We start from the raw sequence: 15,847 nt of genomic DNA, 5'->3' as shown, positions 1-15,847 counted from the left end.
TTGTTCTGTGTATTCCCAAGTCGCCTACCGACCAGTAAATACCGGGGGTAACCACAACCAGGGGAGGCGCAATGAGGCGCACCAGGCACAGACTTCGCTGTACGGTCGCGGCTGCCGCGGCCATGGCGGCGGCGTTCGGCGGCATGGCCGCTGCCGCCGGACCGGCAGGCGCGGCAGACCGGTCCGGTACCACCACTACCGCATCGACCCCCCTCCCGCCCCAGCTGGAGGCCATCCGCGCGGCCGAAGCCACCCAGCTGTACGGGAGCCCGGCCGAGCGCCCGCTCGCCGACCGCAAGACCGGGCTGATCTCGCTCGGCGACAGCGAGATTTCGGGCGAGGGCGTCGGGACGTACGAGGCGGGGACGAACGGCCCCGACAACTGGTGCCACCGCTCACCCGACTCCGCGATCCACCAGACCGGGATCCCGGCCGACGTCACGTACAACGTCTCCTGCTCCGGCGCGTACACCGGCAACATCGTCATCGGCGGCTCGAAGCAGTACGCCGACGAGCTCGTGCAGAGCGACAACCTCGCCATCAAGGCGCGCAACACCCGTATCAAGATGATCGTGCTCGTGGCCGGCGCCAATGACGACCTCCAGTTCGGCCCGGTCATGACGGACTGCGTCCAGCGCTGGGTGCTCTCCCAGGGCACCTGCCGGCCGAAGTACGAGGGCGGCTGGCAGGCCCGTGTCGACGCACTCGTCCCCAAGGTCGAGAAGACCGTCCGTGACCTGAAGACCGTCATGTCCGACGCCGGCTACGCGAGCAGCGACTACAAGCTCGTGGTCATGGGCTATCCGAGCCCGATCGGCCCGGACTTCTACGACAACCCGAGCTTCCCCGGCAAGCTTCCCGGCGGCTGCGCCGGATACGACTCCGACGCCGCCTGGGGCCGGAACGTCGCCGTCCCCGCCTTCGAGCGCGGGATGCGGCAGGCCGCCGCCGACACCGGCGCCGTCTACCTCGACAACTCCCGTCTCTTCCACGGCCACGAGGTCTGCAGCGAGTCCACCTGGGCCCGCGGTCTCTACATCGACCTCTCGCAGTTGCCGTGGGACTCCAACTCCGTCCGGCAGTCCTTCCACCCCAATGCGCGCGGGCACGCGGCCTTCGCGTCGTGCCTGACCCAGATCTACAACTCCGGCCTGCGCGAGGCGAGCTGCGCCGACCCGGCCGGCACCGGAAAGCCGGTCCTGGAGCCGGCCGCCTGGGACTCACTCTTCAAGCCCCTCAAGAACGAGGCCACCGGCACGTGTGTGGACGTCCCCGCCTCGGTGACCCGTAACAACACCCCGATCGGCGGCTGGGACTGCCACGGCGGCCGCAACCAGGGCTGGTGGTACGACACCGCCGGCAGGAGCATCCACACCGAGCTGAGCCACGACCGGTGCCTCGATGTGCCGGGCGCCGACTACAGGGCGGGCGCCACGGTCATCCTGTGGAACTGCTCGGGCGCGGCCAACCAGCAGTTCGTCAGGCAGTCGGGCACCGTGCGCCCGGCCGCGTCGACCGGCCTGTGTCTGACGCTGGCGGCGGCCAAGGACCCGCTGAAGCTGCAGGCGTGCGACGGGACGGCGAAGCAGCGCTTCGCGTAACGCCCGACGGGGCGGGGCGGCCGCCTGGTGCGGTCGCCCCGCCCCGTTCCGCTCACCGGCTCGCGGTCTCGCTCACGAACGCTCCCAGTACGGCGGCCAGATACCCCGGATCATCCGCCCCGCACAGCTCGCGCGCCGAATGCATGGAGAGCCCCGGCACCCCCACGTCGACCGTCGGGACGCCCAGCCGGGCCGCGGTGAGCGGGCCGATCGACGTGCCGCACGGCAGCGTGTTGTGGGAGACGAAATGCTGCCACGGTGCGCCGGCCCGTTCGCACGCCGACGCGAACACCGCCATGCCGGTGCTGTCGGTGGCGTACCGCTGATTGACGTTGACCTTGATCGCCGGCCCGCCGTTGGGCAGCGGGTGGTGATCCGGGTCGTGCCGTTCCGCGTAGTTGGGGTGGACCGCATGCGACATGTCGGCGGAGACGCAGAAGGTACCCGACAAGGCGCGCGACCAGTCCTCGGAGCTGCCGCCGCGCGCGGTGACCGAGCGGCTGAGGAGCCGCTCCAGCAGCGGGCTCTGCGCACCCGTCTCGGAGCCGCTGCCGACCTCCTCGTGGTCGAAGGCCGCCAGGACGGGGATGTACGAGGGCGGCTCGGCACCCGTCGCCGCGTTGACCAGGGCGGTGACGCCCGCGTGCACCGACACCAGGTTGTCCAACCGCGACGAGACCACGAACTCCTGGTCCACGCCCAGGTATCCGGGCGGCTGGACGTCGTGCAGCATCAGGTCCCAGCCCAGCACCTCGGCCGGGTCCACCTCGGCCGCCGCAGCCACCCGGCGCACCAGCGCGCCGTCCTCGGGTGCGCCGAGCGACCACAGCGGGGCGACATGGCGCTGCCGGTCGAGCGCCAGACCGTCATTGACCGTACGGTCCAGATGGATCGCCAGCTGAGGTACGCGCAGAATCGGTTCGTCGATCCGGACGAGCCGCGACGTGGTCGTGCCACCGGGGCCGCGCAGCGCGAGCCGCCCGGATATCCCGAGGTCCCGGTCGAGCCAGGTGTTGAGCGGGACTCCGCCGTAGATCTCCACGGCGATCTGGCGCCAGCCCGCCGAGCCTGTGTCGGGGGTGGGCTTGACCCGCAGATTCGGTGAGTCGGTGTGCGAACCGATGATCCGGAACGGCGTGTGGGCGGGGACGCCCTCGGGGACGTACCAGGCGATCAGCGCGCCGCCGCTGGTGACGAAGCTGCCGCCGGTGGTGCCCGTCCAGTCGGCCGTGCCGGGCAGCTCACGGAAGCCGGCCTTCTCCAGGCGCTGGGCGGCCTCGGCCACCGCGTGGTACGGGGACGGGGCGGCGCCGATGAAGGCGAGCAGGTCGTCGGAGTGGCTGCGGCGGCTGGCGTGGCTGAGATGAGGGGCCGGCGTCATACGGCGTCCACCTTTCCGGTGTTCGGTAGCGAGAGTGAGGGTGGTGGAGCGGGTGGCACGCGGGTGGTGGCGCGGCCGGCGGCACAGGGAATCGGCGGAGTGCTCCGGGAACGTCCGCCAACCCTTGGCACGGTCCCGGAGCGGCGCAAGCCCGATCCGCTGCTCCCTGCGTGAAAGCGGCGGTGCGGGATTGTCGCGTTCGGGGCCCCGTCGCAGGGGTCGCTGGGAGGAGGGCACAGCGGCGCCGGGTCCAGGGCGCAGTCCCCGCCCGCTCCGGTACGGTCCGCGGCTCCCGCAGGTGGTCTCAAGATTGGCTGAATCCCGTCCCTCTGCGCAGCCCCGCCACCCGGAGCACGAACACCAGCGCGACGAGGATCGCTGCCCCGTGGGACCACCCGACCACGGTCAGCGGGGTGTAGCGGTCAAGTGCCGCCGCGACAAGGATCATTCCGACACCGAAGCCGAGATTCTCGAATGTCGCGGAGAGCCCGAAGGCGTGACCGCGCGGGCCGGCCGGGAGTGTCTGCAGATGCGAGGTGTACGAGACCTCCGTGAACCCGTCCGCCGCGCCCGCGATCAGCGCGATCACGGCCGTCGCGACGAGTGGGAACCCCGCGAACGCGAGGATGAAGGACCCGGACATCACGATCGTGCCGTAACCGAAGCCCAGCGCGCCCACCGACCGGCCGGTGCGCTTCGCGTACCGCTGGATCACCTGCTGCGCGAGGACGTTCCCCACCGCCCACAGACACCAGAAGGAGCTGACGAACACCGCGGGGTGCGAGGGGTCGAGATCGGCGGAGTGGACCGGCAGCCCCGCGTTGTGGGACGAGGAACCGAAGGCGTCCACCCCGCGCAGCGCCACCATCAGACCGAGACCGGGCGCGGCGGCCAGCGCGGCGAACGCGCCGGGCTTCCCCGACCGCCGCCCCGCCCGCTCCGCGGCCTCGCCCGTCCTGCCGCCGCCCGCGACCGGCAGCAGCGCCACCGTCACGGCACACAGCACGAACGTGACCATGTCCACCACGAACGCGGCCGTGTACCCGACCAGCGACACCACCACACCCGCCGAGGCGAAACCGGCCACCATCGCCAGTGAACGCCCCGTGATGGAGAGGGAGTTCGCCCAGCTGCGCCGCTCCTCGCCCACCATCTCGGGAATGGAGCTGCGCAGCGCCACCATGAACAGTGTTCCGCAGGCACCGATCACCACGGACACGGCCACCAGCGCCGCTGTCCGCAGCCCGTCCGGCGCGAGGATCAGCAACAGCATCACGGCCGCCTGCGCCGCGTTCGTCCAGAGCATGACGGTCTTGGCCGTGAAACGCGCGAGCAGCGAGCCGGCCGTCATACCGGCGACGAAGCCGGCACCCAGCCGCACCGCCATGAACAGCCCCATGGCGATCGCCCGACCCGTCGTCTCGTAGACGAACAGATTGAGCGCCACCATATTCAGGAACGTGCCGTAGGAGGAGACGGCGTATCCGGCGACCAGGAAGCGATAACGCCGCTCGCCGCGGGCCGAGTTGTCCGGCCGGCCGGCCGAATGGTCGGGGGAGTGGTCGATGCGGAGCGTCACCCGCACATAGTGGTCGAGTAACCGCGAACCCGGATGTCGGCCCGTTTGCACGAATGTAATCTGCATACTTGTGAAGGACGATCATTCCAGCCCAGGCGCATGTGATTGCCGCGAATCGTCGTCGGACCGCCCCTGCGCCACCGCCCTGACGGCCTACCGGCGCGCCCTGATGGAAGGAAGCCTTCCGGAAACCGAGGCGCCTGCCTGTCTGCGTGCCCTCCAGCTGGTGGTGGCGGACCGCGAAGCGCCGGGCTCCCTGATCCCCGTACCGCCGGAGACGGCCTCCTTCGCCGCGCTCGGGCCCATCGAGGAGGCGATCGTCCGGCAGCGCCGGACCCTGCGCGCCACCCGCGCCGCCCTCGCCGCCTTCGAGGGGCTGTACGCGGATGTGCACCGGACGGAACAACCCGCCCTCACCCGGCTCGCCGGAAGAGCCGTCATCAACAAGGCGCTCGACGCCGCCGTCGGGAGCTGCCGGGAGGAGCTGCTCACCGCGCAGCCCGGCGGCGGACGCCCCGCGCACGTCCTGAGCGAGGCGCTGCCGCGCGATCTCGCGATGCTGCGGCGAGGCGTGCGACAGCGGACGATCTATCAGCACACCGTCCGTACGCACCGTGCGACGCTCTCGTACATCGAGCAGGTCACGTCGGCCGGCGCCGAGGTACGGACGCTTGCCGAGGTCGTCGACCGGGTCATCGTCTGCGACCGCGACGTCGCGTTCGTCCCGGTTCACGAGGAGCTGCACACAGCCCTGCGGGTCCAGCACCCGGCCCTGATCGCCCTGCTGGTCCGGCACTTCGACCACGCCTGGTCCCGCTCCGTCCCGATCCGCCCGGAGGACGCGCCACCGCGCTCCCCGGCCATCACGTCCGACCTTCAGCGCACCATTCTGCTGGCGGTGGTCGGCGGTGAGACGGACGCGTCGATCGCCCGCAGGCTCGGCATGAGCCGCCGCAGCGTCGCCGAGCACATGCGGAAGGTCTCGGAACAACTGGGCAGCAACAGCCGCGCCCAGCTGGGCTATCTGCTCGCCACGTCAGGACTGCTCGACACCTGAACGAAGGGGCGCGGACGCACGGCGGTCAGGCGCCGACTCCGTCACGGACGTGCCGCGGGGGCGCCCCGGCCGAAACCGTGACGCCCCCGAAGCGGGCCGAGTCCCGCCGGTCAGGCGAGACCGGGACCGCGCACCGGAATGCTGGTGAACGTCGGCGCCGGAGCGGGCTCGGTGAAGAAGTCGTTGCCCTTGTCGTCGACGACGACGAACGCCGGGAAGTCCTCGACCTCGATCCTCCAGACCGCCTCCATGCCGAGCTCCTCGTACTCGACGACCTCGACCTTCTTGATGCAGTCCTGCGCAAGACGCGCCGCCGGGCCGCCGATCGAACCGAGGTAGAAGCCGCCGTGCGCATCACACGCGTCGGTGACCTGCTTGGACCGGTTGCCCTTGGCGAGCATCACCTTGGAGCCGCCCGCCGCCTGGAACTGTGCGACGTAGCTGTCCATGCGCCCGGCCGTCGTCGGGCCGAAGGAACCCGAGGCGTACCCCTCGGGCGTCTTCGCCGGACCCGCGTAGTACACCGGGTGGTCCTTCAGGTACTGCGGCATCTCCTCGCCCGCGTCCAGCCGCTCCTTGATCTTGGCGTGCGCGATGTCACGCGCCACGACCAGCGGGCCGGTCAGCGAAAGGCGGGTCTTGACCGGGTACTTGCTCAGCTCGGCGAGGATGTCGTCCATCGGCCGGTTCAGATCGATCCTGACGACGTCACCCGCCTCGTCCAGGTGCTCGTCCGTGGTGTCCGGCAGGAAACGCGCCGGGTCCTTCTCCAGCTGCTCCAGGAACACACCCTCGGCGGTGATCTTCGCGGTGGCCTGACGGTCCGCGGAACAGGACACGGCGATCGCGACGGGCAGCGAGGCACCGTGCCGGGGCAGCCGCACCACGCGCACGTCGTGGCAGAAGTACTTGCCGCCGAACTGCGCGCCGATCCCGATCTTCTGCGTCAGCTCGAAGACCTTCTCCTCCAGCTCCTTGTCGCGGAAGCCGTGACCCGTGGGGGAGCCCTCGGCGGGCAGCTCGTCCAGGTAGTGCGCGGAGGCGTACTTCGCGGTCTTCAGCGCGAACTCGGCCGACGTGCCGCCGACGACGATCGCCAGGTGGTACGGCGGGCAGGCCGCGGTTCCCAGCGAACGGATCTTCTCCTCCAGGAACTTCATCATGGAGGCCTCGTTCAGGACGGCCTTCGTCTCCTGGAAGAGGAACGACTTGTTGGCCGAGCCGCCGCCCTTCGCCATGAAGAGGAACTTGTAGGCGCCGCCGTCGGTGGCGTACAGCTCGATCTGGGCCGGGAGGTTCGAGCCGGTGTTCTTCTCCTCCCACATGGTGAGCGGAGCCATCTGCGAGTAGCGCAGGTTGAGCTTGGTGTACGCGTCGAAGATGCCGTGCGAGAGCGCCTCTTCGTCACCACCCGAAGTCAGCACGTTCTGCCCGCGCTTGCCCATGACGATCGCGGTGCCGGTGTCCTGGCACATGGGGAGGACGCCCGCGGCGGCGATGTTGGCGTTCTTCAGCAGGTCGAGCGCCACGAACTTGTCGTTGGACGACGCCTCCGGGTCGTCGACGATCCGCCGCAGCTGTGCCAGGTGAGCGGGGCGCAGGTAGTGCGAGATGTCGTGCATCGCCTCGGCGGCCAGGGTGCGCAGCGCCTCCGGCTCGACCTTGAGGAACGTACGGCCGTCGGCCTCGAAGGTCGAGACGCCCTCGGCGGTCACCAGCCGGTACGGCGTGGTGTCCTCTCCCAGAGGGAGCAGATCGGAGTACGCAAACTCTGGCATTACGGCCATTCCTCACTCGGCGACAGCGGCTGGCCTCCCTTGGACAGCGCACCCACCAGGGTAGAACGTCGCAAGGGCGCCGAAGCTGTGAGGTAAGGCTCAGTCGAACGCACGCGGCCGCCCGCCGTGCGCCGTGGGCCGCTCTTTCGGATCATGCCGGGCCCGGGGCCGGGCGCGCACATCTGCGGCGCTGTCGTCACTCCGTGGCGGGCCGTTCCCTGATCCGGCCCGATCCGACGGAGAGGCTCTAGTCGCGATCTATCGCGTTTGGGTACGCTTGGCCGGTGGACCTCGAAAAGCACCCCCAGCAGCCCGCCGCCCCGGCGCAATCCGCGCCCGCGGGTATCCGTGCCTCCGACGCGGACCGCGACCGGATCGCGGACATCCTGCGCGATGCCATGGCCGAGGGCCGGCTGACCGCCGAGGAGCATGCCGAGCGGGTCGACGCGGTCTACCGGGCCAAGACCGTCGGTGAACTCGAACCGCTGGTACGGGATCTGCCGACCCCCGGAGGGGGCGCCCTGCCGTCGTCCGCCGCACCGTACGCGTACGGCCCCGAGGCCCCCACCGGCCCGGCCGACAACCTGGTGGCGATCTTCAGCAGCTCCACCCGCAAGGGCCGTTGGCGGGTCGGCGGCCGTACGAACGCCTTCTCGCTCTTCGGCAGCGTGGAGATCGATCTGACCGAGGCGCTTTTCGGCCAGAGACTCACCGTCATCAACGCGACATCCATCTTCGGAAGTGTCGAGATCAAGGTCCCGGAGAACATCTCGTTGCGCGGCAGCGGGACGGGCGTCTTCGGTAATTTCGAAGTGGTCACACTGGAATCCGCAGACCCGGAAGCACCAGTGGTCATCGTCAACGGCTATTCGGTCTTCGGTAACGTCGAGGCGAAGCCGAAGCGCGGGAAACTGATTACGGATCTCCACAACAAGCTGCGCAAACACCTCGGCCACTGAACCACGGCAAGCCGCGCCGGCCCGCACCGTGTCCAATCAGGCCAATTTTCCGATCGATCACAATTTCGCCGCCCGGAACTCGGTGCCACTCAGTGCATAGGCGTACGCACAGCGGGTAGGGACTGCTGCATCGTCTCTCGCTCGCGAAGCCGTCGTCAGGAGTAGACCGTGCTGCAACCGCCGCATCAGCCCCTGCAGGTCGCCGCCGTCCCCACCCAGCGCACCCCTGCTCGGGAGGACGAGGCCGGCCCCTGGCACTCGGAGGCGGTGTGCCGCCGGGACGAAGCCGGGCTGTTCTTCGCCCCGTCGAAGGAGCCGACTGCTGCCCGACTGTCACGAGAGGAGTCCGCGAAGCGGGTCTGCGCGCGCTGTCCGGTGATGATCGAGTGCCGGGAGCACGCCTTGGTGCAGCCCGAGCCGTACGGAGTGTGGGGCGGCCTCACCGCCGCCGAACGCCGTGTGGTGCTCGCCCGCCGCAGACGGCGCGAGATGGAGCTCAAGGCCGCTGCTTCGGCCGACCACATCGCCGCAGCCGGCTGACCGGAGCGGACCTGACCTCGGCGGACCGGAGGGGCCGCGCGGGACGCGACGAGCGACTCCATCGGGGCGGGGGCGGCTCCCCGGACGCGACCGAGCCGCCCCCCACCCGCCGTCGACGCGGAGAGGCGCCCCCACCGCACATGGGGGGCGCCTCTTCACGTTCTCCCGGCCGGGCGAGGTCCGCTCACGCGTGCCTCGCGCGGTCTACTTCGCGCGGTCGAAGTCGATCGCGCTGTAGGCACGCAGCTTCGACAGCCGGTGGGTCGAGTCGATCTTCCGGATCGTGCCGGACTTGGACCGCATCACGATCGACTCGGTGGTCGCCGTCTCGCTGCGGTACCGCACGCCGCGCATCAGCTCACCGTCCGTGATGCCGGTCGCGACGAAGAACACGTTGTCGCCGCTGACCAGGTCGTCCGTGGACAGCACCCGGTCCAGGTCGTGCCCGGCGTCCAGCGCGCGCTGCCGCTCGGCCTCGTCCTTCGGCCAGAGCTTGCCCTGGATGACACCGCCGAGGCACTTTATGGCGCACGCCGAGATGATGCCCTCGGGGGTGCCGCCGATGCCCATCAGCAGATCGACGCCGGTGCCCTCGCGGGCGGCCATGATCGAACCGGCGACATCGCCGTCGGTGATGAACTTGATGCGGGCGCCGGTCTCCCGGATCTCCTTGACGATGCCCTCGTGGCGCGGGCGGTCCAGGACGACGACGGTGACGTCCTCGGGGGCGGAGTTCTTCGCCTTCGCGACCCGGCGGATGTTCACCGCCACCGGGGCGTTGATGTCGACGAAGTCGGCGGCCTCGGGGCCGGTGACCAGCTTGTCCATGTAGAAGACCGCGGACGGGTCGAACATGGAGCCGCGGTCGGCGGCGGCCAGTACGGCGATGGCGTTCGGCATGCCCTTGGCATTCAGGGTCGTGCCGTCGATCGGGTCCACGGCGATGTCGACCTCGGCGCCGGTGCCGTCACCGACCCGCTCGCCGTTGAACAGCATGGGGGCTTCGTCCTTCTCGCCCTCACCGATGACGACGACGCCGTTCATCGAGACGGTCGAGACGAGGGTACGCATGGCCTTCACGGCGGCGCCGTCGGCGCCGATCTTGTCGCCGCGGCCGACCCAGCGCCCGGCGGCCATGGCGGCGGCCTCGGTGACCCGGACCAGCTCCAGGGCCAGGTTGCGGTCGGGGGCCTCCGGGGAGACCTCTAGCTGGGACGGCAGATGATGCTCGGACATCGGAGCGCACCTTTCTGTACGACGACGACCGGAAGAGGGTGCTCTGACTCTATCGCCAGGTCGATAAAATGAGCAGACCGGGTCACTTATGAGCGGCAGGATGGGGTGGGTGTCGCGTCCGTCTGCCCCTCGGTCGGCCCCGTCGGACGTGATGCGACCATGGACCCGTGGCAAGCAAGCGAGGCAAGCAGACAGCGCGGGACATGATCCTGTCGATGGCGGTGATCTCCGCCGTCGCGGGGGTCGTTTACATTTTCGTCCCGCACGACGACAAGGCCAACCCGGTCAAGGCGGTCGACTACCGCGTGGAGCTCGTGACAGCCAGGCGCGCGGCCCCGTATCCGGTCGCTGCTCCGGCCGGTCTGTCCAAGGACTGGAAGCCGACCTCGGTCAGTTATGAGCGCCAGGCCGGCAACGGCTGGCACCTGGGTTTCCTCGACCCGGACGGCAAGTACGTCGCGGTGGAGCAGTCGACGTCCCCGGCGGAGAAGTACGTGTCCGAGGTCAGCCGGGACGCGCGGAACACCGGGCGCACGCAGCAGGTCGCCGGTGAGACGTGGCAGCACTGGGAGGGCCCGAAGTACGACGCCCTCGTGCGCCACGACAAGGGCGCGACCACGGTCGTCACCGGATCGGCGTCGACGGAGCGGCTGGCGGAGATGGCCGCCGCGCTCAGGACGTCCTGAGCCGCGAGCCGTACGGCCCCGCATACGGGCGTACGGGGAAGGGCCCCGGAGCATTATGCTCCGGGGCCCTTCCCCGTACGGCTGGAATGCCTCAGACGGTCGTGATGACCTCGTCGTAGGCGAGACGCGGCAGGCGCGGGAACCAGGCGTCCTCGCCCGGCTTGCCGATGTTGACGACCATCAGCAGGCTGTGGTCGCCGTCCAGGAACTCCTTCTCGATGCCCGCGGCGTCGAAGCCGGTCATCGGGCCGGCGGCCAGGCCGGCGGCGCGGACGCCGATGATGAAGTACGCGGCCTGCAGGGCGGCGTTCAGCGCGGCGGACGACTCGCGGACCGGGCGCTCGGAGAAGAACGCGTCCTTGGCCTGCGGGAAGTGCGGCATCAGGGCCGGGAGCTCGTCGTGGAACTCGTTGTCGGCGGCCAGGATCGCGACCAGCGGAGCGGTGGAGGTCTTCGGCTGGTTGCCCTCGGCCATGTGCTTCACGAGGCGGGCGCGGGCGTCGTCGGAACGGACCAGGACGACGCGCAGCGGCGACTGGTTGAAGGCGGTCGGGCCGTACTTGACCAGGTCGTAGATCGCCTGGACCTGCTCCTCGGAGACCGGCTCGTCGGTGAAGGTGTTGGCGGTGCGGGCCTCACGGAAGAGGAGGTCCTGGGCAGCGGGGTCAAGAACGAGGGACATCTTGCGAATTACCTTCCGGACGAATACGGATCAAGCGATACGGCGACCGTAACGGAGAGGTAGGTTAACGTTCAACTAAAACCTGACCTGAGTGACCCACTCCACAATCGTGTGCGAAGTGCGCCCGGCCGCCCCGACTTCTGACGAGGCGCACAACCACCGGGCGCGCCGGAACTATTCCGGGACCGGGCTCAGCCCGCGTCGCCCTGCCCGTCCGGCTGCTCCTTCCCGGGCTGGGCGAGCGCCTCGTCCAGCCGGGCCCGGGCACCCTGCAGCCAGTGCCGGCACACCTTGGCCAGCTCCTCGCCGCGCTCCCACAGCGCGAGCGACTCCTCCAGCGTCGTGCCGCCCGCCTCCAGGCGCCGCACGACCTCGATCAGCTCGTCCCGCGCCTGCTCGTACCCGAGCGTGTCCGTGGCGGCAGGTGTCGTCGTCGCGTCGTCCGTCATGTGATCCACCCTATGTGTGAGGTACGACAACCAGGTCCGAGCCGAAACGGCGGGGCGGCGCGTACGTCATTCCGCCACCCGCACGGTGAACTCGCCCTCCGACACCCGCGCCCGCAGCTCGTCGCCCGGCGCCCCGGCGTCGGCCGGGGAGCGGACCACATGACCGTCCGGCCGCTGCAGCACCGCGTACCCGCGCTCCAGCGTCGCCGCGGGCGACAGCGCGACGACCCGCGCCCGGGTGTGGGCGAGCTCCGAGTCCGCCCGGTCCAGCAGATGGCCCAGCACCCGGCGGCTCCGCCCGGTCAGCGCGTCGACCTCCGCCGCACGCTCGTCCACCATCCGCTGCGGCTGCTGCATGGAGGGCCGGCCGAGCGCATGGGCCAGTCCCCGCTCCTCCCGGTCGAGCAGCCCTCGTACGGTCCGCAGGGCCCGGTCCCGCAGCTGCTGCACCCGGTCCAGCTCCTCGCCCACGTCCGGCACGACCTTCTTCGCCGCGTCCGTCGGCGTGGACGCCCGCAGATCCGCGACCAGGTCGAGCAGCGGGGAGTCCGGCTCGTGCCCGATCGCGGACACCACCGGCTTGCGGCACTCGGCGACCGTACGGATGAGCTGCTCGTCCGAGAACGGCAGCAGGTCCTCCACGCTGCCGCCGCCGCGCGCCACGATGATCACATCGACATCGGGCAGGTCGTCCAGCTCCTTCACGGCCTGGACCACCTGGCTCACCGCGTGCACGCCCTGCACCGCGGTGTTGCGCACCTCGAAACGGACCGCGGGCCAGCGCCGCCGTGCGTTCTCCAGCACGTCGCGCTCGGCCGCCGACGCCCGACCGCAGACCAGACCGATCAGCTGCGGCAGGAACGGCAGCGGCTTCTTCCGGTCCAGGGCGAAGAGCCCCTCCGCGGCCAGGGACTTCTTCAGCTGCTCCAGCCGGACCAGCAGTTCGCCGATGCCCACCGGCCGTATCTCGGTGGCCCGCAGGGACAGCTGGCCGCGGGGCGCGTACCACTCGGGCTTGGCCAGCACGACGACCCGCGCACCCTCCGTCACCACATCCGCGATCCGGTCGAAGACCTGACGGAAGCAGGTCACGCTCACGGAGATGTCGTGCGACGGGTCGCGCAGCGTCAGGAACACGACCCCGGCACCCGGCCGCCGCGACAACTGCGTGATCTGCCCCTCGACCCAGACGGCGCCGAGCCGGTCGATCCATCCCCCGATCAGCCGTGACACCTCGCCGACGGGCAGCGGAGCTTCCGCGGACGTATTGAGAGCCATGCGAGCGAGCGTATCCGCCACCACGGACAACGAGGCGGCCCGACGACACGCGAGGGACCCCGTCCGGCCGCCCCAACGACAGGGAGTGGGCTCCCCGTCATGGGGCGGCCGTCATACAGCCGGGTGCCGCCCCCACTGCAACGCCAGCACCACGATCCCCACCGCCAGCCAGAAGACCCCCACCACCTGCGCGCTTGCCGCCGCCTCCGCGATCACCGCGACCAGCACCCCCGCACCCACCACCGGCACCAGCACGTGCCTCCACCAGCTGGGCGGCCCGTCCATCCGGCGTACGGCGAACCAGCCGATCACCGACGCGTGCAGCAGTACGAACGCCGTCAGCGCACCGATGTCGACCACCGACACCAGACGGTCGAGGCCGTCGGCGCGCCGGGCCGCCCAGACCGCTGCCACCAGCGTCACGGCCGCGGCGATCAGGATCGCGGTCCGCGGTACTCCGGACCGCCGGTCGACCCGGGCCAGCATCGAGGGCAGCCGCTGCTCCCTGGCCATGGCGAAGAGCAGCCGCCCTGCCGCCGCCTGCCCGGCCAGCGCCGCGAACGCCGCCCCGATCGCCTTGCTGACCGCCACCAGGTCGTGCAGCCAGGTGCCGACGGCGAAGTCCACCGTGTCGTAGAAGGCGGACCCCTGCCTGGCCGGATGGGCGGCCAGCTCCGCCGACGTCATCGGCTCCAGCAGGGTCGCCAGATAGCCCTGCGCCACGAACAGCACCCCTGCGATCACCAGACAGAAGAGCACCGCCCGCGCCACCTTCTCCGAGCCCCCGGTGGCCTCCTCCGCGAACGAGGCGATGGCGTCGAAGCCCAGGTACGAGAGCACGGCCACCGACACCGCGCCCAGCACCGCCGACGTCGAGAAGCCGGAGTCCCCGGTGAACGGGGTCCACCAGCCGCGTTGCGCCCCGTCCCGCACGAGCACGACCACCGCCGAGACCAGGAACACCCCCAGCACCGCGATCTCCATCGCCAGCACCGCGAAGCCGACCCGGGCGGCAGCCCGCACCCCCCACAGGTTGAGCAGCGTGGTGACGACCACCGCGAGCGCCGTCCAGACCCACCGCGACACCGACGGCACCAGCGAGTTCATCGCGATCCCGGAGAAGAGATAGGCGACCGCCGGGATCAGCAGATAGTCCAGCATCGCCATCCACCCGGCGATGAAACCGGGCCCCTCCCCGAGCCCCTTGCGCGCATACGCGAAGACCGAACCGGCCAGCGGCGCGACCCGCACCATCTGGGCGTAACTGAAAGCGGTGAACGCCATGACGACGGTCGCCGCGACGTACACGAGCGCGACCGCACCGTCCGATTTCGCGTCGAGCGTGCCGAAGATGCCGACAGGCGCCATGGGCGCGATGAACAGCAGCCCGTACACCACCAGATCCCGGAACCCGAGCGTCCGGCGCAGTCCCGCCCTGTCCGTACCGCTGCCGGCCATGAGCCCTCCGTAGATCGCGCGGACACAGTCGCGTACGGGGCGTACGTGGCGTACGTCGCGTATGAGCAAGTCTCCCGACCCGGCTGATCCTGCGCCTGTTCGGCACGGCCTTACGATGGGACGCATGACTGCTACGCCCAGCCCGTCACCCGCCACCGACCCGAGTGCGGGCGCCACGCGCCGCGTCCTGCTCGCCGCGCCCCGTGGCTACTGCGCGGGCGTGGACCGTGCCGTGATCGCCGTCGAGAAGGCCCTGGAGCAGTACGGGGCCCCGATCTACGTCCGCCACGAGATCGTGCACAACAAGTACGTCGTGCAGACGCTGGAGAAGAAGGGCGCGATCTTCGTCGACGTCACCGCGGAGGTCCCCGAGGGCTCCATCGTGATGTTCTCCGCGCACGGCGTCGCACCGACCGTCCACGCCGAGGCCGCGGAGCGCAAGCTCGCCACGATCGACGCGACGTGCCCGCTGGTCACCAAGGTCCACAAGGAAGCGGTCCGGTTCGCCAAGGAGGACTACGACATCCTCCTGATCGGCCACGAGGGCCACGAGGAAGTCATCGGCACGAGCGGCGAGGCGCCCGACCACATCACCCTGGTCGACGGCCCCGAGGACGTCGCCCATGTCTCCGTGCGCGACGAGTCGAAGGTCGTCTGGCTCTCCCAGACCACGCTCTCGGTCGACGAGACGATGGAGACGGTGGACGCGCTGAAGGAGAAGTTCCCACAGCTCCTCTCGCCGCCGAGCGACGACATCTGCTACGCCACGCAGAACCGCCAGATCGCGGTGAAGAAGCTGGCCGAGGACGCCGAGCTGGTCATCGTCGTCGGCTCCAAGAACTCCTCGAACTCGATCCGCATGGTCGAGGTCGCCCTCGACGCGGGCGCCCCCGCCGCCCATCTGGTGGACTTCGCGCACGAGATCGACGAGGCCTGGCTGGAGGGCGTCACCACGGTCGGCCTCACCTCCGGAGCCTCCGTCCCCGACGTGCTGGTCGACGGCGTACTGGAGTGGCTCGCCGAGCGTGGCTACGCAGACGTGGAGACGGTGAAGACGGCAGACGAGTCGATCACCTTCTCGCTGCCCAAGGAGCTCCGCCGGGACCTGCGCGCAGAGGCTGAGGCACTCTCCGCGAAGTAACGACCTGGTGCGAGAGGCCGCG

14 protein-coding genes are annotated in these 15,847 nt (G+C 70.2%); 6 read left to right on the top strand and 8 right to left on the bottom strand.

Features of this window, described 5'->3' with window-relative positions:
- Positions 1 to 71 precede the first annotated feature (71 nt).
- Positions 72 to 1,601, top strand: coding sequence for a ricin-type beta-trefoil lectin domain protein (locus OG395_RS22575; RefSeq protein WP_327244574.1), 1,530 nt, complete (start codon positions 72 to 74; stop codon positions 1,599 to 1,601).
- A gap of 52 nt (positions 1,602 to 1,653) precedes the next feature.
- Here the strand turns inward: OG395_RS22575 and OG395_RS22570 are convergent, their stop codons facing one another.
- Positions 1,654 to 2,982, bottom strand: a complete 1,329-nt coding sequence (locus OG395_RS22570; RefSeq protein WP_327244573.1) for a M18 family aminopeptidase — start codon at positions 2,980 to 2,982, stop codon at positions 1,654 to 1,656.
- Positions 2,983 to 3,286: 304 nt separating this feature from the next.
- Positions 3,287 to 4,561 carry an MFS transporter gene (locus OG395_RS22565; RefSeq protein ID WP_442818589.1) on the bottom strand — a complete coding sequence of 425 codons (1,275 nt, stop codon included), beginning with the start codon at positions 4,559 to 4,561 and terminating at the stop codon, positions 3,287 to 3,289.
- A gap of 70 nt (positions 4,562 to 4,631) precedes the next feature.
- Between OG395_RS22565 and OG395_RS22560 the strand changes: the two genes are divergently transcribed.
- On the top strand, positions 4,632 to 5,618 hold the full coding sequence (locus OG395_RS22560; RefSeq protein ID WP_327244572.1) for a LuxR C-terminal-related transcriptional regulator: 987 nt from the start codon (positions 4,632 to 4,634) through the stop codon (positions 5,616 to 5,618).
- 110 nt (positions 5,619 to 5,728) lie between these two features.
- Here OG395_RS22560 and OG395_RS22555 read toward each other — a convergent pair whose 3' ends face one another.
- Positions 5,729 to 7,396 (bottom strand): fumarate hydratase, encoded by a 1,668-nt coding sequence (locus OG395_RS22555; RefSeq protein WP_327244571.1) that lies wholly within the window; start codon positions 7,394 to 7,396, stop codon positions 5,729 to 5,731.
- Positions 7,397 to 7,680: 284 nt separating this feature from the next.
- On the opposite strand from OG395_RS22555, the gene OG395_RS22550 reads away from it, so the two are divergent.
- Positions 7,681 to 8,355, top strand: coding sequence for a DUF1707 SHOCT-like domain-containing protein (locus OG395_RS22550; RefSeq protein WP_266981999.1), 675 nt, complete (start codon positions 7,681 to 7,683; stop codon positions 8,353 to 8,355).
- 168 nt (positions 8,356 to 8,523) lie between these two features.
- Complete coding sequence (locus OG395_RS22545) at positions 8,524 to 8,895, top strand: WhiB family transcriptional regulator (RefSeq protein ID WP_327244570.1); 372 nt, start codon at positions 8,524 to 8,526, stop codon at positions 8,893 to 8,895.
- A gap of 204 nt (positions 8,896 to 9,099) precedes the next feature.
- Here the strand turns inward: OG395_RS22545 and glpX are convergent, their stop codons facing one another.
- Positions 9,100 to 10,131: a class II fructose-bisphosphatase gene (glpX, locus tag OG395_RS22540; RefSeq protein ID WP_327244569.1), complete on the bottom strand. Its 1,032-nt coding sequence runs from the start codon at positions 10,129 to 10,131 to the stop codon at positions 9,100 to 9,102.
- A gap of 167 nt (positions 10,132 to 10,298) precedes the next feature.
- Here glpX and OG395_RS22535 point away from each other — a divergent pair, with 167 nt between their 5' ends.
- Entirely contained in the window at positions 10,299 to 10,817 is a 519-nt protein-coding gene (locus tag OG395_RS22535; RefSeq protein ID WP_266981997.1) for a DUF4245 domain-containing protein, read from the top strand.
- A 91-nt stretch (positions 10,818 to 10,908) separates the two neighbouring features.
- Here OG395_RS22535 and OG395_RS22530 read toward each other — a convergent pair whose 3' ends face one another.
- The 4 genes from OG395_RS22530 to OG395_RS22515 all read right to left on the bottom strand — a co-directional run bounded on the left by OG395_RS22530 (position 10,909) and on the right by OG395_RS22515 (position 14,684).
- The gene (locus OG395_RS22530) at positions 10,909 to 11,499 is read right to left on the bottom strand and encodes a malonic semialdehyde reductase (protein WP_266981995.1); all 591 of its coding nucleotides are present in this window, start codon (positions 11,497 to 11,499) and stop codon (positions 10,909 to 10,911) included.
- Positions 11,500 to 11,690: 191 nt separating this feature from the next.
- Positions 11,691 to 11,948: an exodeoxyribonuclease VII small subunit gene (locus OG395_RS22525; RefSeq protein WP_327244568.1), complete on the bottom strand. Its 258-nt coding sequence runs from the start codon at positions 11,946 to 11,948 to the stop codon at positions 11,691 to 11,693.
- A gap of 66 nt (positions 11,949 to 12,014) precedes the next feature.
- Positions 12,015 to 13,226, bottom strand: a complete 1,212-nt coding sequence (gene xseA, locus OG395_RS22520) for an exodeoxyribonuclease VII large subunit (protein ID WP_327244567.1) — start codon at positions 13,224 to 13,226, stop codon at positions 12,015 to 12,017.
- Positions 13,227 to 13,337: 111 nt separating this feature from the next.
- Positions 13,338 to 14,684: an APC family permease gene (locus OG395_RS22515; RefSeq protein WP_327249420.1), complete on the bottom strand. Its 1,347-nt coding sequence runs from the start codon at positions 14,682 to 14,684 to the stop codon at positions 13,338 to 13,340.
- 115 nt (positions 14,685 to 14,799) lie between these two features.
- Between OG395_RS22515 and OG395_RS22510 the strand changes: the two genes are divergently transcribed.
- On the top strand, positions 14,800 to 15,825 hold the full coding sequence (locus tag OG395_RS22510) for a 4-hydroxy-3-methylbut-2-enyl diphosphate reductase (protein ID WP_376337642.1): 1,026 nt from the start codon (positions 14,800 to 14,802) through the stop codon (positions 15,823 to 15,825).
- The last annotated feature ends 22 nt before the right edge of the window (positions 15,826 to 15,847 follow it).

This window comes from Streptomyces sp. NBC_01320, assembly GCF_035974375.1.
Lineage (GTDB): Bacteria > Actinomycetota > Actinomycetes > Streptomycetales > Streptomycetaceae > Streptomyces > Streptomyces yanii.
This window is presented reverse-complemented; position numbering and strand designations above follow the sequence as displayed.